The sequence below is a fragment of the Kitasatospora purpeofusca genome (assembly GCF_042691725.1).
In the GTDB taxonomy this organism is placed as follows: domain Bacteria; phylum Actinomycetota; class Actinomycetes; order Streptomycetales; family Streptomycetaceae; genus Kitasatospora; species Kitasatospora purpeofusca_B.
Genome location: NZ_CP170483.1, coordinates 3,350,318 through 3,374,577, shown reverse-complemented (window position 1 = coordinate 3,374,577; position 24,260 = coordinate 3,350,318). Strand labels below are relative to the sequence as shown.

The following is a 24,260-nucleotide window of genomic DNA, read 5'->3' as shown; positions in this document are numbered from 1 at the left end:
CGTCTGCGACACTGGACGGACCATGCCTAAGCCCGGAGAACTCACCTTTGTCGCGCCGCGTGGCGCCAAGCCCCCGCGACACCTCGCCGACCTGAGCCCCGCCGAGCGCAAGGAGGCCGTCGCCGAGCTGGGCGAGCAGCCGTTCCGCGCGAAGCAGCTCTCCAACCACTACTTCGGCCGGATGTCGAACGACCCGGCGAGCTGGACGGACATCCCCGCCGCCAGCCGGGAGAAGCTCACCGGGAGCCTGCTGCCCGAGCTGATGTCGGTGGTGCGGCACGTGTCCTGCGACGACGACGCCACCCGCAAGACGCTCTGGAAGCTGTTCGACGGCACGCTCGTCGAGTCGGTGCTGATGCGCTACCCGGACCGGGTCACCATGTGCATCAGCTCGCAGGCCGGGTGCGGCATGAACTGCCCGTTCTGCGCCACCGGCCAGGCGGGGCTGACCCGCAACCTGTCCACCGGCGAGATCGTCGAGCAGATCGCCGCCGGGATGCGCTCGCTGAAGGCCGGCGAGATCCCGGGCGGCGAGGCCCGGCTGTCCAACGTGGTCTTCATGGGCATGGGCGAGCCGCTGGCCAACTACAACCGGGTGCTGGCCGCGATCCGCCGGCTGACCGACCCGGCGCCGGACGGCTTCGGCCTCTCCCAGCGCGGCATCACCGTCTCCACCGTCGGCCTGGTGCCGGCGATGAACCGGTTCGCGGACGAGGGTCTCAGCTGCCGGCTGGCCCTGTCGCTGCACGCGCCGGACGACGAGCTGCGCGACGAGCTGGTGCCGGTCAACACCCGCTGGAAGGTCGCCGAGGTGCTGGACGCGGCGTGGAACTACGCCGAGAAGTCCGGCCGCCGGATCTCCATCGAGTACGCGCTGATCAAGGACATCAACGACCAGGCGTGGCGGGCCGACCTGCTCGGCCGGCTGATCAGGAACCACCGGGTGCACGTCAACCTGATCCCGCTGAACCCGACCCCGGGCTCCAAGTGGACGGCCTCCCGGCCCGAGGACGAGCGCGAGTTCGTCCGGCGGCTCCTGTCGCACGGTGTGCCGACCACGGTCCGCGACACCCGCGGCCAGGAGATCGACGGCGCCTGCGGCCAGCTCGCGGCGGCCGGCTGACCGTACGGGTCAGCGCAGTCCGGCGGCGGCCAGGGCCGCGGTCGCCCCGCCGGTGACCAGCAGGACGGTGCCGGCCATCAGGGTCCGCAGCACGACGGCGCCGAACAGCAGCCGGGGCGCCGCGCCGAGCCGCAGCAGCGCCTCGGCGACGCCCCGGCGGGCGGTGCGCAGCTCGGCCAGCCGGACGGCCACCGCGCCCGCCGCGCAGCCCAGGACCAGGGTGGCCTCGATCGCGGGCAGCACATCGGCGCTGCCGGGCTCGCCGAGCCAGTAGCGGATGGTGGTGAGCACCACCGCGACCGCCAGGGCGAGTACGGCCAGCGGTGCCCCGAGCCGGCGGGCCTGCGCGGTGAGGCCGCGTCCGGCGAGCAGCCGCAGCGGGGTCGGCCGGCCGAGCGCCAGCAGCCGGCCGGCCCAGCCGAGCAGCGGGCCGGTGAGCAGGGCGAGGCCGAGCGCGGAGGCGGCCCAGCCGCCGAGCGCGGCGGTGCTGGTGGTGCCGAGCCCGGCCGGCAGGTGGATCGGGCGGCCGTCGACCGCGGCGCCTGGCCGCAGCGCGATGAGTTCCAGGGCCAGGCCGATGACGGCGAGGCCGATCGGCAGGGCCAGCCGCCACGGGCCGAAGCCGGTCGGCTCGGGCCGGCGGCGGCCGGGCAGGGTCTCGGCGTGCGGGACGGCGCCGGCCGCGGCGAGGCCGGCGGTGAGCGGGACGAGCGCGAGCAGGGCGACCGGGGCGGCGGCCGGGAGGGCCACGCCCATGCCGAGTTCGTCGGCGAGCGCGGGGCCGGCGATGTCGTTGCGCAGGACCAGGAAGAGCAGCAGGGTGAGGCCGGCGCCGGTGCCGCAGGCGAGCGCGACCTCACCGGCGATCAGGGCGCGGATCCGGCCGGCCCCGGCGCCGGCGGTGGTGAGGCCGGTGATCCGCTCGGCCCGCCGGGCGGGCAGGGCGCGGGCGGCGACGGCGGCGAACCAGGCGACCGCGGCCAGTGGCGGCAGGCACCAGAGCAGCCGGACGAGCGCGTCGGAGCCGGCGGCCGGATCGCTCATCGCCCGGCCGAGGGCGCGCAGCAGGAAGGCGGCCACGACGGCGCCGGCCAGGGCGGTCAGCAGCCAGCGGCCGAGGTCGAGGGCCCGGTAGCCGCGGGCCAGCCGGAGATAGAACACGTCGCCCCCCTCAGCGGCCGGCGGCCGGGACGGTGGCGGCTCCGGCCGTGCCGGGGGCGGCGATGCCGCGCGGCACGGGCGTGACGGGGCCGGTGAGGCGTCCGTCGACGAGGGCGACGGCGCGGTCCGCGTACCGGACGAGCTCGGGGTCGTGGGTGGCCAGCACGAGGGTGAGCTGGTGGGAGCGGGCCGCGCTGGTCAGTATCCGCAGGACCTGCTCGGCGGTCTCGCGGTGCAGCGGCGCGGTGGGGTCGTCGGCGAAGACGACCGGGGGGAGCGGGGCGAGGGCCCGGGCGACGGCGATCCGCTGGCGCTGGCTCTGCACCAGCCGGTCGGGCCGGACCTTGGCGATCTCGCCGATGTCCAGGCGCTCCAGCCACTCGTCGGCGGCGGTGTGGGCGGCCTTGCCGCCGGCGCCGGCCAGCAGCAGCGGCAGGGCGACGTTCTCCCGGGCGGTCAGTTCGGGCACCAGGTGCGGTTCGGAGCCGACGAAGCCGAAGCGGTCGCGGCGCAGCCGTTCCCGGCCGGCCCGGCCCAGGGTGTGCACGGGGGCGCTGTTGAACCAGACCTCGCCCTCGTCGACGGGGAGCAGGGCGGAGAGGCAGCCGAGCAGGGTGCTCTTGCCGGAGCCGCGCGGGCCGGTGACGGCGAGGACCTCGCCCTCCCGGACCCCGAGCGAGACGCCGCGCAGCGCGGGGGTGCCGTGATGGGACTTGACGATCCCCCGGGCCCACAGCACGTCGTTGTCAGGAGGGGCCGCTGCCATGAGGTTCCGTCCTGGGGGCCGCAGGGATATGACAGTCGTCAGATTAGAACGATCGGGCCTGGGCGCGGGCGCGGCACACTGCGCCATTCGGGGCAAATCGCCCGCAATCAGGCGTGTTTGATCCGAAGAGCGGTCCGGAGGAACGCCGCAGGGCGGCCCCGCCGAAGCGGGACCGCCCTGTGACGGAGGGTGGGGCGGAATGTCAGGGGATCAGAGCTTCGCCCACGCGTCGGTGAGGCTGGTCCGCAGGATCTGCTCGATCTCGTCGAAGGTCGACTGGTCGGAGATCAGCGGCGGGGCCAGCTGGACGACCGGGTCGCCACGGTCGTCGGCGCGGCAGTACAGGCCGTTGTCGAAGAGGGCCTTCGACAGGAAGCCGTAGAGGACGCGCTCGACCTCGTCGTCGTTGAACGACTCCTTGGTGACCTTGTCCTTCACGAGCTCGATGCCGTAGAAGTACCCGTTGCCGCGGACGTCGCCGACGATCGGCAGGTCGCGCAGCTTGCTCAGGGTGCCCAGGAAGGCGGCCTCGTTGTCGAGCACGTGCTGGTTCAGGCCCTCGCGCTCGAAGATGTCGAGGTTGGCCAGCGCCACCGCGGAGGAGACCGGGTGGCCACCGAAGGTGTAGCCGTGCAGGAAGGTGTTGTCGCCCTTGTAGAACGGCTCGGCGAGGCGGTCCGAGATGATCGTGGCGCCGATCGGGGAGTAGCCCGAGGTCATGCCCTTGGCGCAGGTGATCATGTCGGGCTGGTAGCCGAACTTGTCGGCGCCGAACATGGTGCCCAGGCGGCCGAAGGCGCAGATGACCTCGTCCGAGACCAGCAGCACGTCGTGGCGGTCGCAGATCTCGCGCAGGCGCTGGAAGTACCCGGGCGGCGGCGGGAAGCAGCCGCCGGCGTTCTGCACCGGCTCGACGAAGACGGCGGCGACGGTCTCGGCGCCCTCGTTGAGGATGGCCACCTCGATCTCGTCGGCGCACCAGCGGCCGTAGGCCTCGGGGTCGACCGTGCCGTCGGGGCCGGCGAGGAAGGCCGGGGCGCGGTAGATGTTGGTGTTCGGCGCCTTGTGGGTGCCCGGCACCAGCGGCTCGAACGGGGCCTTCAGGCCCGGCAGGCCGGTGATGGACAGGGCGCCCTGCGGGGTGCCGTGGTAGGCGACGGCGCGCGAGATGACCTTGTACTTGGTCGGCTTGCCGGTCAGCTTGAAGTACTGCTTGGCGAGCTTCCAGGCGGTCTCGACGGCCTCGCCGCCACCGGTGGAGAAGAAGACCTTGTTCAGGTCGCCCGGGGCGTAGTTGGCCAGACGCTCGGCCAGCTCGACGGCCTTCGGGTGGGCGTAGCTCCACACCGGGAAGAAGGCGAGCTCCTTGGCCTGCTTGGCGGCGGCCTCGGCGAGCTCCTCACGGCCGTGGCCGGCCTGGACGACGAACAGGCCGGCGAGGCCGTCGAGGTACTTGCGTCCCTTGTCGTCCCAGACGTAGGTGCCCTCGCCCTTGACGATCGTCGGCACGGGGGAGTTCTCGTACGACGACATGCGGGTGAAGTGCATCCACAGGTGGTCGTAGGCGGTCTTGGAAAGGTCCTTCTGCGCCGGGTCGGCTGTCATCGGGTGCCCCAGGTGTAGGTCTGTTTCCGGAGCTTCAGGTAAACGAAGCTCTCGGTGCTCCGCACGCCGGGAAGCGCGCGGATGCGCTTGTTGATCAGTTCGAGCAGGTGCTCGTCGTCCTCGCAGACCAGTTCGGCCAGGAGGTCGAACGAGCCCGCGGTGCAGACGACGTAGTCGACCTCGTCGAGGGCGGCCAGCGCGTCGGCGACGGGTTCGATGTCGCCCTCGACCCGGATTCCGACCATCGCCTGGCGGGTGAAGCCGACGGTGAGCGGGTCCGTGACGGCGACGATCTGCATCACGCCCTGGTCGAGCAGCTTCTGGACGCGCTGCCGCACGGCAGCCTCGGACAGGCCGACGGCCTTGCCGATGGCGGCGTACGGGCGGCGCCCGTCCTCCTGGAGCTGCTCGATGATCGCCTTGGAGGCGGCGTCGAGGGGAACGCTGGCGTTCCGGTCGCGGTTGGCCACGCCGCCACTGTGCCTGATCGATCCCGTGTTCGCAAGCGCGGAAGCTGCTGATTTCGTCGTGATCTTGAAAAACAGATACGGATTTCATCGTCGGCGCGCCGTCGGCCTGTCGATACCGGCAGTTGTCGGGCTACCCTGGCAGCGGTACGCGCGCGGCCCCGCAGCGCCGCGTGCATTCCGCCAATCCAGTGGACCGCGGCGCTTGCGACGCGGCCACTCGGCGCCCTTCGTCGGCCCGACCGGCCGACGTACCATGGCGCCGGAATCTGCAACGCCGCAGGCCGAGACCGAGGAGAGACCCGTGAGCGACCTTCGCACGCTGCGCAACTACATCAACGGTGAGTTCGTCGATGCGGCCGACGGCCGCACGCTCGACATCGTCGACCCCACCACCGGCGAGGTCTACGCGACGTCCCCGCTGTCCGGCGCCTCCGACGTCGACGCCGCCATGGCCGCCGCCGCGGCCGCGTTCCCGATCTGGCGGGACACCACCCCGAGCACCCGGCAGAAGGTGCTGCTCAAGGTCGCCGACGCGGTCGAGGCCCGCGCCGACGAGCTGGTGGACGCCGAGTGTCGCAACACCGGCAAGCCGCGGGCGCTGACCCTCTCCGAGGAGATCGGCCCGATGGTCGACCAGATCCGGTTCTTCGCCGGTGCCGCCCGTCTGCTGGAGGGCAAGGCCGCCGGTGAGTACATGGATGGCATGACCTCGATCGTCCGCCGCGAGCCGGTCGGTGTCTGCGCCCAGGTCGCGCCGTGGAACTACCCGATGATGATGGCGGTCTGGAAGTTCGCCCCGGCCATCGCCGCCGGCAACACCGTGGTGCTGAAGCCCTCGGACACCACCCCGGCCTCCACCGTGCTGCTGGCCGAGATCATCGGCGGCGTGCTGGGCGAGCTGGAGCTGCCGGCCGGCGTCTTCAACGTGATCTGCGGCGACCGCGAGACCGGCCGTCTGATGGTCGAGCACAGGACGCCGGCGATGGCCTCCATCACCGGTTCGGTGCGCGCCGGCATCCAGGTCGCCGAGTCGGCGTCCAAGGACGTCAAGCGCGTCCACCTGGAGCTGGGCGGCAAGGCCCCGGTCGTGGTCTTCGAGGACGCCGACATCGCCGAGGCCGTCGAGGGCATCTCGGTGGCGGGCTTCTTCAACGCCGGCCAGGACTGCACCGCCGCCACCCGCGTGCTGGTGCACGAGTCGATCCACGACGCCTTCGTCGAGGCGCTGGCCAAGGCCGCCGCCGAGACCAAGACCGGTGGCGTGGACGACGAGGACGTGCTGTACGGCCCGCTGAACAACATCAACCAGCTGAAGCAGGTCTCCGGCTTCATCGAGCGCCTGCCGGAGCACGCCAAGGTCGAGGCCGGCGGCCGCCGGGTCGGCGACAAGGGCTTCTTCTACGCCCCGACCGTCGTCTCCGGCCTGCAGCAGGACGACGAGATCATCCAGAACGAGGTCTTCGGCCCGGTCATCACGGTGCAGAAGTTCTCCGACGAGGAGCAGGCCGTCGGCTACGCCAACGGTGTGGAGTTCGCGCTGGCCTCCTCGGTGTGGACCAAGGACCACGCCCGCGCCATGCGGATGTCGCGCCGCCTGGACTTCGGCTGCGTCTGGATCAACACCCACATCCCGCTGGTCGCCGAGATGCCGCACGGTGGCTTCAAGAAGTCGGGCTACGGCAAGGACCTCTCGTCCTACGGCTTCGAGGACTACACCCGGGTGAAGCACGTCATGACCGCGATCTGAGCGGGTCGTGACCGTCGGGCGCAGGATGACCGCGATCTGAGCCGTGCTCCGATGATCGTGTGATCTGACCATGGGCCCGGGTTCTCGTGACCCGGGCCCTGTGTCTTTGCACCCTGTCGGCCCCGGGTGCGACCGGCTGACAGGATGGACCTCCATTTCGGCCCGACGAGTCCCTAGCCTTTCCGCATGAGCATCCCCACCGCTGACTCAGCCGCCGGCCAGGCCGTCAAGGCCGCCGACCGCGCGCACGTCTTCCACTCGTGGTCCGCCCAGGCGCTGATCGACCCCCTCGCGGTGGCCGGCGCCGAGGGCTCGTACTTCTGGGACTACGACGGCAACCGCTACCTCGACTTCTCCTCCCAGCTGGTCAACACCAACATCGGGCACCAGCACCCCAAGGTCGTCGCGGCGATCCAGGAGCAGGCGGCGAAGCTCTGCACCATCGCCCCCGGCTTCGCGGTGGAGTCGCGCAGCGAGGCCGCCCGGCTGATCGCCGAGCGCACCCCGGGCGACCTCGACAAGATCTTCTTCACCAACGGCGGCGCCGAGGCCAACGAGAACGCCATCCGGTTGGCCCGGCTGCACACTGGCCGGCACAAGGTGCTCTCCACCTACCGCTCGTACCACGGCGCCACCGCCAACGCGATCGCCCTGACCGGTGACCCGCGCCGCTGGGCCAACGAGGCCGGCGTCTCCGGCATCGTGCACTTCTGGGGCCCGTACGCCTACCGCTCCAACTTCCACGCCGAGAACGAGGCGCAGGAGTGCGAGCGCGCGCTCGCCCACCTGGAGCAGGTCATCGCCTTCGAGGGCCCCGGCACCGTCGCGGCGGTCATCCTGGAGACCGTGGTCGGCACCGCGGGCATCCTCGTCCCGCCGCCCGGCTACCTGGCGGGCGTCCGGGAGATCTGCGACCGCTACGGCATCGTCTTCATCCTCGACGAGGTGATGGCCGGCTTCGGCCGCACCGGCGAGTGGTTCGCCGCCGACCACTGGGGCGTCACCCCCGACCTGCTCACCTTCGCCAAGGGCGTCAACTCGGGCTACGTCCCGCTCGGCGGCGTGGCGATCAGCGCCGAGATCGCGGCCACCTTCGCCGAGCGGGCGTTCCCCGGCGGCCTCACCTACTCGGGCCACCCGCTGGCCTGCGCCTCCGCGGTGGCGACCATCAACACGATGGCGGAGGAGGGCATCGTCGAGAATGCCAGGCACATCGGCGAGAGCGTGCTCGGCCCCGGCCTGCGCGAGCTGGCCGAGCGCCACCCGTCCGTCGGCGAGGTGCGCGGGCTCGGCGTCTTCTGGGCGCTCGACCTGGTCCGCGACCGCGCCACCCGTGAGCCGCTGGTGGCGTACAACGCGGTCGGCGCCGCCAACGCGCCGATGGCCGAGCTGGCCGCCGCCTGCAAGCAGCGCGGGCTGTGGCCGTTCGTCAACATGAACCGCTTCCACGTCGTCCCGCCGTGCACCGTCACCGAGGAGGAGGCGAAGACCGGCCTCGCCGTCCTCGACGAGGTGCTGTCGCTGACCGACGCGCACACCGTCTGACACACCGACAGGACGGCCCCGGGCGCTCCCCCCGTGCGCCCGGGGCCGTTCCACGCCCCGGAGGCCCACCATGCCCAGCACCACCCCGACCCGCCGCCCGAGCGGGCTCCGCCGTCCGACCCGCCGCCGGGTGCTCGGCGCCACCGCCGGACTGTTCGGGACCACCGCCCTGACCGGCTGCGGCATCCCGTCCGCCTACGTGGACGAGGACCGCCGTTCCGCCCCCGACCGCTCGGAGGGCGAGAAGCGGCTGGGCTTCTCCAACTGGACCCAGTACATCGACGTCGACGACGACGGCGGGCGCCCGACCCTGGACGAGTTCACCGAGCGGACCGGGATCAAGGTCACCTACACCGAGGACATCAACGACAACGACGAGTTCTTCGGCAAGATGGGGCCGGTGCTCACCCAGGGCACCGACCCCGGGCGCGACCTGATGGTGGTCAGCGACTGGATGGTCGGCCGCTACATCGGGCTCGGCTGGGTGCAGGCCGTGGACCGGGCCAACCTGCCCAACGTCACGGCGCAGCTGGACCCGCAGCTGGCCGACCCGGCGGTCGACCCCGGGCGCCGGCACAGCGTGCCCTGGCAGTCCGGGATCACCGGCATCGCCTACAACCGCAAGGAGCTCGGCCGCGAGCTGAAGTCGGTCTCCGACCTGTGGGCACCCGACCTGAAGGGCCGGGTCACCCTGTTCGCCGGCCTGGACGAGGCGCTCGGCCTGCTGATGCTCTCCCACGGCGCCGACATCGCGGCCTTCACCGAGGACGACGCGAACCGGGCGATGGACCTGGTGCAGCGGATGGTCGACAGCCGGCACGTCCGCCGGTTCACCGGCAACGACTACACCAGCGACCTGGCGTCCGGCGCCGCGCTGGCCTGCCAGGCGTACTCCGGCGACGCCGTCCAGCTCACGGCCGAGAACCCGGACATCGCCTTCGTGGTGCCCGAGGAGGGCGGCGAGCTCTGGGCCGAGAGCCTGCTGATCCCCAACCGGGCCGTGCACAAGCGCAACGCCGAGCTGCTGATCGACCACTACTACCAGCCCGAGGTGGCCGCCGAGCTGGCCGCCGCCGTGCAGTACATCTGCCCGGTGCCAGCCGCCCGTGAGGTGCTGGCGGCCAGCGGGGACCGGGAGAAGGCCGAGCTGGCGGAGCACCCGCTGGTCTTCCCGACCGAGGAGATGCGCGCCCGGCTGCACACCATGCGCGACGTCACCTCCGCCGAGCGGCCCGCCCTGCACAAGGTCTGGAGCCGCATCACCGGTGTCTGACGGCGCTCCGCCGGGGCGCGGCTACCGGCGCACGGCGTCCAGCGCGAGCAGGGCGACGTGCAGGGAGAGGCAGGACTCGACCTGGTCGAGGTCGACCCCGAGGATCCGCTCGACCTTGTGCAGCCGGTCGTAGAAGGACGGCCGGGACAGGTGCGCGGCGTCCGCGGCCGCGGACTTGTTCCGGCCCTGCTCCAGGTAGATCCGCAGCATCTGCACCAGCTGGCTGTTGTGCTCGGCGTCGAAGGCGAGCAGCGGGCCCAGTTCGCGTTCCACGTAGGTCTGCAGCCGGGCGTCGTCGCGCAGCAGGTGCAGCAGGCCGCGCAGTCGTACGTCGGGCAGCCGGTAGTAGGACGCCGTCCGGCCGCCGGGTCCGTCGTGCAGCGCGGCGTCGGCGACCTGGGTGGCCTCCAGCAGGGTGCGCCGGGCGTCGCGGACCGAGCCGACCGAGGAGCCGGCCGCGACCACCGGCGCCGGCGCGGCGGGGTCCCGGGCCGCCTCGGCGGCCAGCCGGCGCAGCGCCGCGGCGAAGGCGTCCAGCGCGGCGTGCTCGTCCTGCTGGGGGCCGAGCGCGATCAGCACGCCGACGCCCTCGTCGTCCAGCGCGCCGACCAGCGCGGAGAGCCGGCAGGCGCGGACGGCGCTCGCCGCCAGTTCGGTGAAGTCGCGCAGCCGGGCCTGCGCCTCCAGCGCGGCGGGGATCGGGCCGCGCCGCTGGCGCAGCACCGCGCCGACCAGCCGCCGTCCCTCCAGCGGGACGCCGAGCGCCTGGGCGCGCAGCGCGACCTCGGAGACGGTCAGCGCGTGGGTGAGGATGCCGGCGAGCAGGGTGCGATGGGTCTGCCGCTCCAGACTCTCCCGGTCGCGGACCACCAGCCGGTTGAGCGCCAGCGCGGAGGCGCCGCGCTCCAGCAGCATGGTGGAGGGGTGCGGGCCGCTCTCCGGCAGCGGTCCCGGTTCCTGCACCAGCACCAGCCGCCCCCAGTCCTGGCCGCGGGCGCCGACCGTGGTGACCAGCCAGCCGGTGCGCGGGTCGTGCCCGGTGCGCCCGGGCGGGCGGACCCCGCGCGAGCGGCGCTCCCAGTCCTCCAGCAGCTCGGCCTCGGGCCGCCCGGCGGGGTCGTGCGTCAGCACCTGGTGGGCGAGGTTCTCCAGGACGACCGGGGCGCCCGCGATCCGGGCCACCTGGCGGACCACCTCGGCCGGCTCGGCGCCCTCCACGACCAGCTCGTTGAAGACCTGGTGGATCGCCTCGGAGGTGCGCAGCTGCTCCAGCTGGGCGTTGACCACCAGGGCGTGCACCGCCTCGGTGACGGCGACGAAGCGCAGCTCGCGGCGGAGCGCGATCAGCGGCAGGCCGCGCTGCTCGGCGGCGTGCACCAGGGCGCGCGGCAGGGTGTCGAAGTAGCGCCGGCCGTACTCGATGACCAGCCCGGCCACCCCGATGTCGGCGAGCTCGCGCACGTACCGGGCCAGGCCCTCGCGGTCCTCGGGCAGGGCGATGCCGGTGCTCAGCACCAGCTCGCCGCCCTGCAGCATGCCCGCGACGTCGGGCAGCTCGCTGACGTGCACCCAGCGGACCGGGCGTTCCAGGTGGTCGGCGCCGGCCACCACCTGGGGCAGGCCGCGGCGCATCACCTCCAGGTCGAGCACATGGGCGACGGTGGGGAGCATCGCGGCCTCCAGGGTTCAGAGTGTCAGGCAATCATTCATCACGGCGACGACCTGTTGCCCTGGCCGAAGCTTTGCACCCTGTAAGGCGCTTCACGCCGAGGTTGTCGCAGTGACCCTTGTCACGCCCCGGCGGCAGCGGGCATGGTCAGCGGGTCGGCTGTGGCGAGATCCGGACATCATCGGTGATCGACGAACGGATGCCCCGCGCCGCACCCCGCGCCCCGCGACGACCGGTCACCGGTCACCGGGCGCCGGTGCGGCCCCTCGGCCCGCCGGCGCGTGCAGCACGGCGGGGTGGGCGAGGCCGTCCGCGCGGCACCTGAACCACCGGGACTTGGAGGAAGACATGGACCTGACCGACTTCGGCGCGGGCGCGCAGTACATCGCGGGCCGCTGGAGCCGGGGGAGCGGCGCCCCCTTCCAGGTCGTCAACCCGGCCGACGGCAGCGTGGTCGAGGAGGTCACCCTCGCCTCCACCGAGCAGGTCGACGAGGCCGTGGCCGCCGCCCGGGCCGCCCTGCCCGAGTGGGCCGGCGCCACCCCCGGCGCCCGCTCCGAGGCGCTGACCCGGCTGGCCGCCGTCCTCACCGACGCGGCCGCCGACCTCGCCCGGGTCGAGACCGCGCAGACCGGCAAGCCGGTCAAGCTCTCCACCGAGTTCGACGTGCCCGGCACCATCGACAACGCCGCCTTCTTCGCCGGGGCCGCCCGCAACCTGGAGGGCAAGGCGGCGGGCGAGTACTCGGGCGACCACACCTCGTACGTGCGGCGCGAGGCGATCGGCGTGGTCGGCTCGATCTCGCCGTGGAACTACCCGCTGCAGATGGCCGCGTGGAAGATCCTGCCGGCGATCGCGGCGGGCAACACCATCGTCCTCAAGCCGGCCGAGCTGACCCCGCTGACCTCGCTGATGTTCGCCCGGGCCTGCACCCTGGCCGGCATCCCGGACGGCGTGGTCAACGTCGTCACCGGCGCGGGGCGGGGCGCCGGGGAGCACCTGGTCGCGCACCCGGACGTCGCGATGGTCTCCTTCACCGGCTCCACCGCGGTCGGCAAGCGGGTCGCCGAACTCGCCACCGCGACCGTCAAGCGCACCCACCTGGAGCTCGGCGGCAAGGCACCGTTCGTGGTCTTCGACGACGCCGACCTGGACGCCGCCGTGCACGGCGCGGTCGCCGCCTCGCTGATCAACGGCGGCCAGGACTGCACCGCGGCCACCCGCGCCTACGTCCAGCGGCCGCTCTACGACGCCTTCGTGGCCGGCGTGGCCGAGCTGTACGGCGCGATCCGGCTGGGCGACCCGCTCGACCCGCGGACCGACCTCGGCCCGCTGGTCTCCTTCACCCACCGCGACCGGGTGGCGGGCTTCGTCGAGCGCGCCCGCGGCTACGCGACCGTGGTCACCGGCGGCGGCGCCCCCGAGCGGGGCCACGACGGCACCGACCTCACCCGCGGGGCCTACTACCGCCCCACCCTGATCACCGGCGCCGCCCAGGACAGCGAGGTCGTCCAGGGCGAGATCTTCGGCCCCGTCCTGGTCGTGCTGCCCTTCGACGGCGACGACGAGGGCCTGCGGCTGGCCAACGACACCCCCTACGGCCTGGCCGCCTCCGCCTGGACCGGCAACGTGCACCGCGCGCTGCGCGCCACCCGCGAGATCGCGGCGGGCTGCGTCTGGGTCAACGACCACATCCCGATCATCAGCGAGATGCCGCACGGCGGCTACAAGTCCTCCGGCTACGGCAAGGACATGTCGCAGTACTCGCTGGACGAGTACACCCAGGCCAAGCACGTCATGTTCGACACCACCGCGGTCGCCCGCAAGGACTGGCACCGCACCGTCTTCGGAGACAGATAACCGGACCGGGTGGTCCCCCACACCCCCCTCGCCCCCAGGAGGCCCGTCCCATGGCGTTCAACGAGCTCACCGACGGACTGTCGGAACCGGTCCGCAAGGCCTGGGAACGCAGTCTGACCAGTGGCCGGGCCGCCCTCAGCCGGCGCGCCGTGCTGCGTGCCGCCGCCCTCACCGCCGGCGCGGGCTCACTGGCCGCCTGCGGCATCCCGCCGGCCAGGACCGTCAACGGGACCGGCGACTCCACCGCGAACGCCGCCAAGGACCTCTCGGACAGCGAGCGGGAGGTGAACTTCTCCAACTGGCCGCTCTACGTCGACACCGACGAGAACGACAAGGAGAAGCACGGCACCCTGGAGGCCTTCACCGCCGCCACCGGGATCAAGGTCAGGTACACCGAGGACGTCAACGACAACGTCGAGTTCTTCGGCAAGGTCAAGCCCCAGCTCGCGGCCGGCCAGGACACCGGCCGCGACCTGATGGTGCTCACCGACTGGATGGCGGCCCGGATGATCCGGCTCGGCTGGGCGCAGAAGCTCAACCCGGCCAACGTCACCACCGCCATCACCACCGTCGAGTCCCGCTTCCGCGCCCCGGACTGGGACCCGGGCCGGCTCTACAGCTACCCGTGGGCCGGCATCCAGGTGGTCGTCGCCTACAACCGGAAGGCCACCAAGGGGAAGGAGGTCACCAGCGTCGCCCAGCTGCTGGAGGACCCCGACCTCAAGGGCCGGGTGACCTTCCTCTCCGAGATGCGCGACAGCATCGGCATCACCCTGCTGGACATGGGCAAGGACCCGGCGAAGTTCACCGCCGACGACTACGGGGCGGCCGTCGCCCGGCTGCAGAAGGCCGTCGACAACAAGCAGATCCGCCGCTTCACCGGCAACGACTACGGCCAGGAGCTCTCCTCCGGCGACATCGCCGCCTGCGTCGCCTGGGGCGGCGACCTGATCCAGCTGCGCGCCGACAACCCCGACATCGAGTTCGCCATTCCCGAGAAGGGCTTCGTGAGCAGCACCGACAACCTGCTGGTCCCGGCCAAGGCCCAGCACAAGACGAACGCCGAGAAGCTGATCGACTTCTACTATCAGCCGAAGATCGCGGCGCAGCTGACCGCCGGCATCGGCTTCGTCTCCGCCGTCACCGGCGTGAAGGAGGAACTGGCCGCCATCGCCCCGGACAGCGCGGCCAACCCGCTGGTCGTCCCCACCCCCGAGATGGCGGCCAAGGCGCACGTCTTCCGGACCCTCACCGAGACCGAGGAGAGCGACTTCGAGGAGAAGTTCTCCAAGCTCATCGGCGCCTGACCCCCCCATCGTCGGTAGAGAAACCCAGAGAGACACCACCCATGACAGAGCAGCAGAGCTCCGCGGCCGCCGGCGGCGACGTCCGCCTCACCGGCATCGGCAAGACCTACGGCTCCTTCACCGCCGTCCACCCGCTGGACCTGACCGTCCCCCAGGGCTCCTTCTTCGCCCTGCTCGGCGCCTCCGGCTGCGGCAAGACCACCACCCTGCGGATGATCGCCGGCCTGGAGGAGCCCACCGCCGGCACCGTCCTGATCGGCGGCCAGGACGTCACGAGGCTCCCCCCGTACAAGCGGCCGGTCAACACCGTCTTCCAGAGCTACGCGCTCTTCCCGCACCTCGACATCTTCGAGAACGTCGCCTTCGGCCTGCGCCGCCGCGGCAGGAAGGACGTCAAGAAGCAGGTCGACGAGATGCTCGAACTGGTCGAGCTCGGCCAGTACGCCCGGCGCAAGCCGCACCAGCTCTCCGGCGGCCAGCAGCAGCGCGTCGCCGTCGCCCGCGCGCTCATCAACCACCCCCAGGTGCTGCTCCTCGACGAGCCGCTCGGCGCCCTCGACCTCAAGCTCCGCCGCCAGATGCAGCTGGAGCTCAAGCGGATCCAGACCGAGGTCGGCATCACCTTCGTGCACGTCACCCACGACCAGGAGGAGGCCATGACCATGGCCGACACCATCGCGGTGATGAACGGCGGCCGGGTCGAACAGCTCGGCGCCCCCGCCGAGCTCTACGAGAACCCCGCCACCACCTTCGTGGCCAACTTCCTCGGCCAGTCCAACCTGCTCGCCGCCGAGGTCACCGGCGGCGCCGGCGAGGAACTGCTGCTCACCGCCGCCGGCACCCGGCTCACCGTCCCCAGGGCCCGCTGCGCCACCGGCGCCACCCGGGTCCACCTCGGCGTGCGGCCGGAGAAGATCACCATCGAGCACGGCTCCGCCGAGGTCGCCGACAGCCGCAACCGGCTCGCCGGCACCGTCGTCGACTCCAGCTTCATCGGCGTCTCCACCCAGTACCTGGTCCGCACCGACGGCGGCCAGGAGGTCACCGTCTTCGAGCAGAACATGGAGCGCGACGCCCGGATCGTCCCCGGCGCCCCGGTCGTCCTGCATTGGAACCCGGCCCACTCCTTCGCCCTGGACGCCGCCCAGGCGATCGACGCGGGCACCGGGGAGGACGCGGCATGACCACCACCACCCCGGCCTCGCCGCCGCAGGTCGTCCCCCTGCCCGCGGCCGCCCCCAGGCCCCGGCGCCGGCTCACCCCGTACTGGCTGCTGCTGCCCGGCATCGCCTGGCTGGTCGTCTTCTTCGCGGTGCCGATGGTCTACCAGGCCTCCACCTCGCTGCAGACCGGCTCGCTGGAGGACGGCTTCCGCGTCACCTGGCACCTCGCCACCTACTGGGACGCCCTGGTCGAGTACAAGTGGCACTTCGTCCGCTCGTTCGGCTACGCCGCCACCGCGACCGTGCTCTGCATCGCCATCGGCTACCCGCTCGCCTACACCATCGCCTTCAAGGTGAACCGGCGCTGGCGCAACGTCATGCTGATCCTGGTCATCGCGCCGTTCTTCACCAGCTTCCTGATCCGCACCCTCGCCTGGAAGACCATCCTCTCGGACGGCGGCCCGGTGGTCGGCGCGCTCGACGCCCTGCACGTCCTGGACGTCACGGCCGCCCTCGGCCTCACCGAGGGGGACCGGGTGCTCGCCACCCCGCTCGCCGTGGTCTGCGGCCTCACCTACAACTTCCTGCCGTTCATGATCCTGCCGCTGTACACCTCGCTGGAGCGGATCGACCCGCGCCTGCACGAGGCCGCCGGCGACCTCTACGCCCGCCCGTTCACCACCTTCCGCAAGGTGACCTTCCCGATCTCGCTGCCCGGCGTGGTCGCCGGCACCCTGCTCACCTTCATCCCCGCCTCCGGCGACTACATCAACGCCCAGCTGCTGGGCTCGCCGAGCGAGCAGATGGTCGGCAACGGCATCCAGAAGCAGTTCCTGAACGTGCTCGACTACCCCACCGCGGCCGCGCTGAGCTTCATCCTGATGGCCCTGATCCTGGGCATCGTGACGGTCTACATGCGCAAGGCCGGGACGGAGGAACTGGTCTGATGTCCCGAGTGATCGCCTGGGTGCGACGCAACCTGGTGGTGCTGGCAGGCCTGCTGGCCCTCGGCTACCTGGTGCTCCCCAACCTCGTCGTGCTCGCCTTCTCCTTCAACAAGCCGGTCGGCAAGTTCAACTACGAGTGGAACGAGTTCTCCACCGACGCCTGGACCGACCCCTGCGGCGTGGCCGACATGTGCCAGTCGCTCTCGCTCAGCCTGCGGATCGCGGTCGCCGCCACCATCGGCGCCACCGTCCTCGGCACCATGGTCGCCTTCGCCCTGGCCCGCTACCGCTTCCGCGGCAAGGCCGCCACCAGTGCGATGATCTTCCTGCCGATGGCGATGCCCGAGGTCGTGATGGCCGCCTCGCTGGGCACCCTCTTCCTCAACATGCGCATCCCGTTCGGCTTCACCACCATCCTCATCGCGCACATCATGTTCTGCCTCAGCTTCGTGGTGACGGCGGTCAAGGCCCGTGTGATGAGCATGGACCCGAGGCTCGAACAGGCCGCCCAGGACCTCTACGCGACCCCCACCCAGACCTTCCTGCGGGTCACCCTGCCGCTCGCCGCCCCCGGCATCGCGGCCGGCGCGCTGCTCAGCTTCGCGCTCTCCTTCGACGACTTCATCATCACCCAGTTCAACTCGGGCCCGACCACGGTCACCTTCCCGATGTTCGTCTGGGGCGCCTCGCAGCGCGGCATCCCGGTCCAGGTGAACGTCATCGGCACCGCGATGTTCATCGCCGCCGTCGCGCTCACCGTCGCCGGTCAATGGCTCGGGAACCGCCGCAAGGCCACCGCCTGACCGACCCGGCCGCCGGCCCGCCGTACTGTCGGGAGGCGGCCGACCATCACCAATGTGTAGAAAGTGGCTGATAATGCATGGATTCCGCCCGCGCACTCAGTGACGCCAGGCCCACCCCCTTCTGGCTGGAGGACCCGGGCCGGCCGGCGGCACTGCCCGCCCTGGTCGGCGACACCAGCTGCGACCTGCTGGTCGTCGGCGGCGGCTACTCCGGCCTCTGGACCGCCCTCGTCGCCAAGGAGCGCGACCCCTCGCTGGACGTCGTCCTGGTCGAGGGCAAGGAGGCGGGGTGGGCCGCGTCCGGGCGCAACGGCGGGTTCTGCGCGGCCAGCCTGACCCACGGCTTCGGCAACGGCCTGCAGCGCTGGCCCGCCGAACTCGGACAGCTGGAGCGCCTCGGTGCCGCCAACCTGGACGGCATCGGGGCCACCCTGGAGCGCTACGGCATCGACGCCGAGTGGGAGCGCACCGGCGAGATCGACATCGCCACCCAGCCGCACCAGCTCGACGAACTCCAGGAGGTCGCCGACGCCGTCACCCGGTACGGCCTCGACATCACCGTGCTCGACCGCGACGAACTGCGTGCCCAGGTCGACTCGCCGACCTTCCTCGGCGGGATCTGGGACAAGGACGGCGTGGCCATGCTCCACCCCGCCAAGCTGGCCTGGGGCCTCAAGCAGGCCTGCCTGGGCCAGGGCGTGCGGATCTACGAGCACACCCCGGCGAACGGCCTGCGCGAGCACGGCGCCGGCATGGCCGTGCGCACCCCCTACGGGCGGGTCCTCGCCCGCAAGGTCGCGCTCGGCACCAACGCCTTCCCGTCCCTGCTCAAGCGGGTCCGCCCGTACATCGTCCCGGTGTACGACTACGCGCTGATGACCGAGCCGCTCACCGCCGAGCAGCTCGCGGCCATCGGCTGGCGCGGCCGCCAGGGCCTCAGCGACAGCGCCAACAAGTTCCACTACTTCCGGCTCTCCGCGGACAACCGGATCCTCTGGGGCGGCTACGACGCCGTCTACCGCTTCGGCGGACACGTCCGGCACGAGTACGACCAGCGACCGGAGACCTTCCGCACCCTGGCGCGGAACTTCTTCCAGTGCTTCCCCCAGCTGGAGGGCATCCGCTTCACCAACGCCTGGGGCGGCGCGATCGACACCTGCAGCAGGTTCTCCGCCTTCTTCGACACCGCCCACCACGGCCGGGTCGCGTACGCCGCCGGCTACACCGGCCTCGGCGTCGGCGCCACCCGGTTCGGCGCCGAGGTCATGCTCGACCTGCTCGCGGGGGAGCGCACCGAGCGCACCGAACTGGAGATGGTCCGCCGCAAGCCGCTGCCGTTCCCGCCCGAGCCGGTCCGCTGGGCCGGCATCGAGATCACCACCCGCTCGCTGGAGCACGCCGACCGCACCGGCGGGCGGCGCAACCTCTGGCTGCGCACCCTCGACCGGATGGGACTCGGCTTCGACAGCTGAACCCCCGCCGCCACGCGTGCGGCGATCGCGCGAACCGTGCAAGGAACCGTGTAAGAGAGACCCGCCGTCCGCCTCTCGTTGGTGACGGCGGGTCTCAGCGTGTCCCGCCGCCACCGAACGCACCGACGCGCAGAGCGGGGACAGCACATGGAGATCACCGGACTGGACTGGCTGGCCCAGGCCGCACCCGACCCGGCGGCCTTCCGGGAGCAGTGGGAGCGCAGCGGCCTCGGCCTGGTACTGCTCCCGGCCGGGCGGCGGTGGGACGTCCTCTCCGTCCCCGGCCGGCTCGGCCGCCCGGCCTTCGAGCTCTTCGGCGTCGGCGCCTGCGGGCCGGTCCTCGCCGACTTCGGCGACGAGCACATCGGCTTCCTGGTGCCCGTCGGCACCGCCGCCCGCTGGATCGGCACCGGCGTGCGCTGCGCGGGGGAGGGCGCCTGGGTCGTCGTCCCGCGCCCCGACCGCCGCGGCCGGGGGGTGCGCTGGCTCGTCCCGCCCGACGGCACCGGACGGCTCAACGACCCGGTCCGCCTGGAGCTCGCCCTGCACGAGGCGGCCGCCGTACTCGGCGACTGGTGACCACCCGGTCCGCGCCGGTCCGGGCCGGTCCGCCGGGCGCGCCGCCGACGACGGCGCGCCAGACTGGAGGGGTGACCACCGCCCCGGACGCCGTCGGCCCCTCCCTCCACCCGGGCGAGGCCCAGCTGCGCCTCGCCGAACTGGCCCGGCCCGTCTGCGACCGGCACGGGCTCTCCCTCGCCGGTGGGCACGCGCTGCGCGCCCACGGCGTCCCGGCCTGCGACCAGGACGGGCTCACCCTGGTCGCCGACGGCGCCACCGATCTGCCGCAGGCCGCCGCCGACCTGACCACCGCCTACCGGACGGCGGGCGGCGGCGTCGCGGAGCGCCCCGGCACACCCAGGCTGGAGCAGCTCTCCGTCCGGCTCGTCCTGGGCGGACGGGCGCACACCGTCGAACTGCGCAAGGAACCGCTGGGCCACCGCCCGGTCCGGGTCGACCTCGGCGGGCCGTCCGGCACCCCGCTGGCGGTGACCGCCGTGGCCCTGGAGGACGCCGCCGCCCTCACCACCGCGCTGCTCGTCGACCGCGCGCTGCCCCGCGACCTCATCGACGTGCACGCGCTCACCGCCTGCTACCGCGAGGGCGAACTCCTCGCGCTGGCCACCGGGCTGGACGCCGACTTCCAGCCCACCGCGCTCGCCGAGCGGCTGGAGACGCTGGCCGAGGCCGCCGACGGCCGGTTCCGGGCCCGCGGCCTGCCCGCCGGGGACGTCGACGAGCTGAAGCGGTGGGCACTGGCCTGGGCCCAGGACCTGCGGCTGGACCTGCTGGAGACCCAGGAGGCGGCGGACGGTCTGCACGACCCCTATCTGGAGGACCAGGAGGACGCCTGAGCCGTCCCCGCCCACGGTGGGTTCACCCGGGAGGGCGGACCCGGCCGACGACCTGTAAGGCTGAATCCCTGATCCCCGTCAGCCTGTTCGTTGAGACCGCCCGGACCGGCCAGCAGACTGGACGGTGAGCGCGGTAGCCCCGCCGTGACCCCGCTGCCCCGTCCCGTACGGGCGGCGCGACACCAGGGACCGGTGGCGTCAGGCCGCCCCGACTTCGGAGGCAGACGGACCTTGAGCAAGCACATCACCCACTGGATCGGCGGCCGCCCGGTCGCCACCGCCGGTGCCGCGCCCCGCCGCGGTGACATCTTCGACCCGGCCACCGGCCAGGTCACGGGCCAGGTCGACTTCGCGGAGGTCGTGGAGGTCGACCAGGCGGTCGCCGCGGCCGCCTCCGCCTTCGCCGAGTGGCGCACCGCCTCGGTCGCCAAGCGTGCCACCGTGCTCTTCTCCTTCCGCGAGCTGCTCAACGCCCGCAAGGACGAGCTGGCGGCGATCATCGTCGCCGAGCACGGCAAGGTGCACTCGGACGCGCTCGGCGAGATCGCCCGAGGCCTCGAGGTCGTCGAGTACGCCTGTGGCATCCCGCAGCTGCTCAAGGGCGGCTTCACCGAGCAGGCCTCGACCGGCATCGACGTCTACTCGATCCGCCAGCCGCTCGGCCCGGTCGCGATCATCTCGCCGTTCAACTTCCCGGCCATGGTGCCGATGTGGTTCTTCCCGATCGCCATCGCGGCCGGCAACACCGTGGTCGTCAAGCCGTCCGAGAAGGACCCGTCCGCCGCCAACTTCCTCGCCGAGCTGTGGAAGGAGGCCGGCCTGCCCGACGGCGTCTTCAACGTCGTGCACGGGGACAAGGTCGCGGTGGACCGCCTGCTGGAGCACCCCGACATCAAGTCGGTCAGCTTCGTCGGCTCCACCCCGATCGCCCGCTACGTCTACGAGACCGGCACCCGCTACGGCAAGCGCGTCCAGGCCCTCGGCGGGGCCAAGAACCACATGCTGGTCCTGCCCGACGCCGACCTCGACCTGAGCGCCGACGCCGCCGTCAACGCCGGCTTCGGCGCGGCCGGCGAGCGCTGCATGGCCGTCTCCGTCCTGGTCGCCGTCGACCCGATCGGCGACGAGCTGGTCGAGAAGATCAAGCAGCGGGTGGCCACCCTCACCGTCGGCCCCGGCTGCAACGGCGAGTCCGAGATGGGCCCGCTGGTCACCGGCCAGCACCGGGACAAGGTCACCTCCTACGTGGAGTCCGGCCTCGCCGACGGCGCCGAGCTGGCCGTCGACGGCCGCAAGCATCCGGTCACCGCCGAGGACCGCGACGGCACCCCGACCGCGGACGGCTTCTGGCTCGGCCCCACGCTGTTCGACCACGTGAAGCCCGGCATGTCCGTCTACACCGACGAGATCTTCGGCCCGATCCTCTCCGTGGTGCGGGTCGCCTCCTACGAGGAGGGCCTCGCCCTCATCAACGCCAACCCGTACGGCAACGGCACCGCCATCTTCACCAACGACGGCGGCGCGGCCCGGCGCTTCCAGTACGAGGTCGAGGTCGGCATGGTCGGCATCAACGTGCCGATCCCGGTTCCGGTCGCCTACTACTCCTTCGGCGGCTGGAAGGCCTCGCTGTTCGGCGACGCCCACGCGTACGGCCAGGACGGCGTGCAGTTCTTCACCCGCGGCAAGGCCGTCACCCAGCGCTGGCTGGACCCGTCGCACGGCGGCATCAACCTCGGCTTCCCGACCAACAGCTGAGTCCGCACCACCACCCCAGGCCGGCCCGCAGGTGTGCGGGCCGGCCTGCGGCGTGTCCGGGTGTTCGCCCGGTGTTTGCCTTCGGCCGAGAACGGGCGTAGTGTTCCCTAGTCGCTCGGCAGGGAGCACCGGACACGCACTGGCGCGGACGGTCCCGGAGCGGCCAATCCTCTGGAAATACCAACGCCTCCCCGGCATGGGGTTTATTCGGCGTGTGCATTTCTGGGGATTGCGGCCGGATTCGCTTTTCGGAGCGGGGATCGGCTAGAGTTTGAAACGTCGGACGGGGCGTCAAGCCGCAGAAGACGCCAGCGAGTTGGATGAAGGAAGCGCCGGGAACGGCACGGAAAACATCTGGTAAGCTGGAAACACGAAAGAACGAAGCGCCCGGAGGGCCGGTGTGAAAGCCGCCTGATGGAAGCGTCCGTTCCTTGAGAACTCAACAGCGTGCCAAAAGTCAACGCCAGATATGTTGACATCCCCGGCCTCAGATTCTCTGGGGTTGGAGATTCCTTTTGAAATAACACTAGCGAGGACGCAGTGCGCGGGGCCGCCTAATTCCGGTGGTTGCCGTGCCGCTCAACGCGGGTGTGAACCCGATTACGGGTAATCATTCACGGAGAGTTTGATCCTGGCTCAGGACGAACGCTGGCGGCGTGCTTAACACATGCAAGTCGAACGGTGAAGCCCTTCGGGGTGGATCAGTGGCGAACGGGTGAGTAACACGTGGGCAATCTGCCCTGCACTCTGGGACAAGCCCTGGAAACGGGGTCTAATACCGGATATGACCTGGGACCGCATGGTCCTGGGTGTAAAGCTCCGGCGGTGCAGGATGAGCCCGCGGCCTATCAGCTTGTTGGTGGGGTAATGGCCTACCAAGGCGACGACGGGTAGCCGGCCTGAGAGGGCGACCGGCCACACTGGGACTGAGACACGGCCCAGACTCCTACGGGAGGCAGCAGTGGGGAATATTGCACAATGGGCGAAAGCCTGATGCAGCGACGCCGCGTGAGGGATGACGGCCTTCGGGTTGTAAACCTCTTTCAGCAGGGAAGAAGCGCAAGTGACGGTACCTGCAGAAGAAGCACCGGCTAACTACGTGCCAGCAGCCGCGGTAATACGTAGGGTGCGAGCGTTGTCCGGAATTATTGGGCGTAAAGAGCTCGTAGGCGGCCTGTCGCGTCGGATGTGAAAGCCCGGGGCTTAACCCCGGGTCTGCATTCGATACGGGCAGGCTAGAGTGTGGTAGGGGAGATCGGAATTCCTGGTGTAGCGGTGAAATGCGCAGATATCAGGAGGAACACCGGTGGCGAAGGCGGATCTCTGGGCCATTACTGACGCTGAGGAGCGAAAGCGTGGGGAGCGAACAGGATTAGATACCCTGGTAGTCCACGCCGTAAACGTTGGGAACTAGGTGTTGGCGACATTCCACGTCGTCGGTGCCGCAGCTAACGCATTAAGTTCCCCGCCTGGGGAGTACGGCCGCAAGGCTAAAACTCAAAGGAATTGACGGGGGCCCGCACAAGCAGCGGAGCATGTGGCTTAATTCGACGCAACGCGAAGAACCTTACCAAGGCTTGACATATACCGGAAACGGCTAGAGATAGTCGCCCCCTTGTGGTCGGTATACAGGTGGTGCATGGTTGTCGTCAGCTCGTGTCGTGAGATGTTGGGTTAAGTCCCGCAACGAGCGCAACCCTTGTTCTGTGTTGCCAGCATGCCTTTCGGGGTGATGGGGACTCACAGGAGACTGCCGGGGTCAACTCGGAGGAAGGTGGGGACGACGTCAAATCATCATGCCCCTTATGTCTTGGGCTGCACACGTGCTACAATGGTCGGTACAAAGGGCTGCGATGCCGTGAGGCGGAGCGAATCCCAAAAAGCCGGCCTCAGTTCGGATTGGGGTCTGCAACTCGACCCCATGAAGTTGGAGTTGCTAGTAATCGCAGATCAGCATGCTGCGGTGAATACGTTCCCGGGCCTTGTACACACCGCCCGTCACGTCACGAAAGTCGGTAACACCCGAAGCCGGTGGCCTAACCCGTAAGGGGAGGAGCCGTCGAAGGTGGGACCAGCGATTGGGACGAAGTCGTAACAAGGTAGCCGTACCGGAAGGTGCGGCTGGATCACCTCCTTTCTAAGGAGCAATATGCCGGTTGCAGGCGAATGTCCTGCACGG

The 24,260-nt window shown here is 71.2% G+C and carries 18 protein-coding genes and 1 rRNA gene; 14 read left to right on the top strand and 5 right to left on the bottom strand.

Annotated elements, in window-relative coordinates; genetic code table 11:
• The first annotated feature begins 22 nt into the window (after positions 1-22).
• Positions 23-1,123: a 23S rRNA (adenine(2503)-C(2))-methyltransferase RlmN gene (gene rlmN, locus ACFCLZ_RS14075; RefSeq protein ID WP_380285240.1), complete on the top strand. Its 1,101-nt coding sequence runs from the start codon at positions 23-25 to the stop codon at positions 1,121-1,123.
• A gap of 9 nt (positions 1,124-1,132) precedes the next feature.
• Here rlmN and ACFCLZ_RS14070 read toward each other — a convergent pair whose 3' ends face one another.
• The 4 genes from ACFCLZ_RS14070 to ACFCLZ_RS14055 all read right to left on the bottom strand — a co-directional run bounded on the left by ACFCLZ_RS14070 (position 1,133) and on the right by ACFCLZ_RS14055 (position 5,125).
• Entirely contained in the window at positions 1,133-2,284 is a 1,152-nt protein-coding gene (locus ACFCLZ_RS14070; RefSeq protein ID WP_380285239.1) for a hypothetical protein, read from the bottom strand.
• Between the two features lie 10 nt (positions 2,285-2,294).
• Positions 2,295-3,050 carry an ABC transporter ATP-binding protein gene (locus tag ACFCLZ_RS14065; RefSeq protein ID WP_380285238.1) on the bottom strand — a complete coding sequence of 252 codons (756 nt, stop codon included), beginning with the start codon at positions 3,048-3,050 and terminating at the stop codon, positions 2,295-2,297.
• Positions 3,051-3,260: 210 nt separating this feature from the next.
• Positions 3,261-4,655: an aspartate aminotransferase family protein gene (locus ACFCLZ_RS14060; protein ID WP_380285237.1), complete on the bottom strand. Its 1,395-nt coding sequence runs from the start codon at positions 4,653-4,655 to the stop codon at positions 3,261-3,263.
• Entirely contained in the window at positions 4,652-5,125 is a 474-nt protein-coding gene (locus ACFCLZ_RS14055) for an Lrp/AsnC family transcriptional regulator (RefSeq protein ID WP_030243538.1), read from the bottom strand. Before ACFCLZ_RS14055 ends, ACFCLZ_RS14060 begins: the two co-directional genes overlap by 4 nt.
• A gap of 253 nt (positions 5,126-5,378) precedes the next feature.
• On the opposite strand from ACFCLZ_RS14055, the gene ACFCLZ_RS14050 reads away from it, so the two are divergent.
• The 3 genes from ACFCLZ_RS14050 to ACFCLZ_RS14040 all read left to right on the top strand — a co-directional run bounded on the left by ACFCLZ_RS14050 (position 5,379) and on the right by ACFCLZ_RS14040 (position 9,690).
• Positions 5,379-6,872: a gamma-aminobutyraldehyde dehydrogenase gene (locus tag ACFCLZ_RS14050; protein WP_380285236.1), complete on the top strand. Its 1,494-nt coding sequence runs from the start codon at positions 5,379-5,381 to the stop codon at positions 6,870-6,872.
• A 186-nt stretch (positions 6,873-7,058) separates the two neighbouring features.
• Positions 7,059-8,417: an aspartate aminotransferase family protein gene (locus ACFCLZ_RS14045; protein ID WP_380285235.1), complete on the top strand. Its 1,359-nt coding sequence runs from the start codon at positions 7,059-7,061 to the stop codon at positions 8,415-8,417.
• A 70-nt stretch (positions 8,418-8,487) separates the two neighbouring features.
• A complete protein-coding gene (locus ACFCLZ_RS14040) occupies positions 8,488-9,690 on the top strand; it encodes a spermidine/putrescine ABC transporter substrate-binding protein (RefSeq protein WP_380285234.1) in 1,203 nt (400 codons plus the stop codon).
• Between the two features lie 21 nt (positions 9,691-9,711).
• On the opposite strand, the gene ACFCLZ_RS14035 is transcribed toward ACFCLZ_RS14040, so the two are convergent.
• A complete protein-coding gene (locus ACFCLZ_RS14035; RefSeq protein ID WP_380285233.1) occupies positions 9,712-11,361 on the bottom strand; it encodes a PucR family transcriptional regulator in 1,650 nt (549 codons plus the stop codon).
• A 346-nt stretch (positions 11,362-11,707) separates the two neighbouring features.
• Here ACFCLZ_RS14035 and ACFCLZ_RS14030 point away from each other — a divergent pair, with 346 nt between their 5' ends.
• The 10 genes from ACFCLZ_RS14030 to ACFCLZ_RS13985 all read left to right on the top strand — a co-directional run bounded on the left by ACFCLZ_RS14030 (position 11,708) and on the right by ACFCLZ_RS13985 (position 24,218).
• Positions 11,708-13,219, top strand: a complete 1,512-nt coding sequence (locus tag ACFCLZ_RS14030) for a gamma-aminobutyraldehyde dehydrogenase (RefSeq protein WP_380285232.1) — start codon at positions 11,708-11,710, stop codon at positions 13,217-13,219.
• Positions 13,220-13,269: 50 nt separating this feature from the next.
• On the top strand, positions 13,270-14,526 hold the full coding sequence (locus tag ACFCLZ_RS14025; protein ID WP_380285231.1) for a PotD/PotF family extracellular solute-binding protein: 1,257 nt from the start codon (positions 13,270-13,272) through the stop codon (positions 14,524-14,526).
• Between the two features lie 41 nt (positions 14,527-14,567).
• Positions 14,568-15,710, top strand: coding sequence for an ABC transporter ATP-binding protein (locus ACFCLZ_RS14020; protein WP_380285230.1), 1,143 nt, complete (start codon positions 14,568-14,570; stop codon positions 15,708-15,710).
• A complete protein-coding gene (locus ACFCLZ_RS14015; RefSeq protein ID WP_380285229.1) occupies positions 15,707-16,636 on the top strand; it encodes an ABC transporter permease in 930 nt (309 codons plus the stop codon). The genes ACFCLZ_RS14020 and ACFCLZ_RS14015 overlap by 4 nt, the downstream gene beginning before the upstream one ends.
• Complete coding sequence (locus ACFCLZ_RS14010; protein ID WP_380285228.1) at positions 16,636-17,439, top strand: ABC transporter permease; 804 nt, start codon at positions 16,636-16,638, stop codon at positions 17,437-17,439. The genes ACFCLZ_RS14015 and ACFCLZ_RS14010 overlap by 1 nt, the downstream gene beginning before the upstream one ends.
• Before the next feature lie 77 nt (positions 17,440-17,516).
• The gene (locus tag ACFCLZ_RS14005) at positions 17,517-18,911 is read left to right on the top strand and encodes an NAD(P)/FAD-dependent oxidoreductase (protein ID WP_380285227.1); all 1,395 of its coding nucleotides are present in this window, start codon (positions 17,517-17,519) and stop codon (positions 18,909-18,911) included.
• A gap of 147 nt (positions 18,912-19,058) precedes the next feature.
• Positions 19,059-19,490: a hypothetical protein gene (locus tag ACFCLZ_RS14000; protein WP_380285226.1), complete on the top strand. Its 432-nt coding sequence runs from the start codon at positions 19,059-19,061 to the stop codon at positions 19,488-19,490.
• Positions 19,491-19,561: 71 nt separating this feature from the next.
• Entirely contained in the window at positions 19,562-20,326 is a 765-nt protein-coding gene (locus ACFCLZ_RS13995; protein ID WP_380285225.1) for a hypothetical protein, read from the top strand.
• A 231-nt stretch (positions 20,327-20,557) separates the two neighbouring features.
• Positions 20,558-22,081, top strand: a complete 1,524-nt coding sequence (locus tag ACFCLZ_RS13990) for a CoA-acylating methylmalonate-semialdehyde dehydrogenase (protein ID WP_380285224.1) — start codon at positions 20,558-20,560, stop codon at positions 22,079-22,081.
• A gap of 613 nt (positions 22,082-22,694) precedes the next feature.
• Positions 22,695-24,218: ribosomal RNA gene (locus ACFCLZ_RS13985) — 16S ribosomal RNA — on the top strand.
• Positions 24,219-24,260 lie beyond the last annotated feature (42 nt).

Bases quoted from the DNA above. Each gene is read 5' to 3' on its own strand.
- rlmN (WP_380285240.1), top strand. From the start codon at position 23: ATGCCTAAGCCCGGAGAACTCACCTTTGTCGCGCCGCGTGGCGCCAAG.
- ACFCLZ_RS14065 (WP_380285238.1), bottom strand. From the start codon at position 3,050: ATGGCAGCGGCCCCTCCTGACAACGACGTGCTGTGGGCCCGGGGGATC.
- ACFCLZ_RS14060 (WP_380285237.1), bottom strand. From the start codon at position 4,655: ATGACAGCCGACCCGGCGCAGAAGGACCTTTCCAAGACCGCCTACGAC.
- ACFCLZ_RS14050 (WP_380285236.1), top strand. From the start codon at position 5,379: ATGGCGCCGGAATCTGCAACGCCGCAGGCCGAGACCGAGGAGAGACCC.
- ACFCLZ_RS14045 (WP_380285235.1), top strand. From the start codon at position 7,059: ATGAGCATCCCCACCGCTGACTCAGCCGCCGGCCAGGCCGTCAAGGCC.
- ACFCLZ_RS14040 (WP_380285234.1), top strand. From the start codon at position 8,488: ATGCCCAGCACCACCCCGACCCGCCGCCCGAGCGGGCTCCGCCGTCCG.
- ACFCLZ_RS14035 (WP_380285233.1), bottom strand. From the start codon at position 11,361: ATGCTCCCCACCGTCGCCCATGTGCTCGACCTGGAGGTGATGCGCCGC.
- ACFCLZ_RS14030 (WP_380285232.1), top strand. From the start codon at position 11,708: ATGGACCTGACCGACTTCGGCGCGGGCGCGCAGTACATCGCGGGCCGC.
- ACFCLZ_RS14025 (WP_380285231.1), top strand. From the start codon at position 13,270: ATGGCGTTCAACGAGCTCACCGACGGACTGTCGGAACCGGTCCGCAAG.
- ACFCLZ_RS14020 (WP_380285230.1), top strand. From the start codon at position 14,568: ATGACAGAGCAGCAGAGCTCCGCGGCCGCCGGCGGCGACGTCCGCCTC.
- ACFCLZ_RS14015 (WP_380285229.1), top strand. From the start codon at position 15,707: ATGACCACCACCACCCCGGCCTCGCCGCCGCAGGTCGTCCCCCTGCCC.
- ACFCLZ_RS14010 (WP_380285228.1), top strand. From the start codon at position 16,636: ATGTCCCGAGTGATCGCCTGGGTGCGACGCAACCTGGTGGTGCTGGCA.
- ACFCLZ_RS14005 (WP_380285227.1), top strand. From the start codon at position 17,517: ATGGATTCCGCCCGCGCACTCAGTGACGCCAGGCCCACCCCCTTCTGG.
- ACFCLZ_RS14000 (WP_380285226.1), top strand. From the start codon at position 19,059: ATGGAGATCACCGGACTGGACTGGCTGGCCCAGGCCGCACCCGACCCG.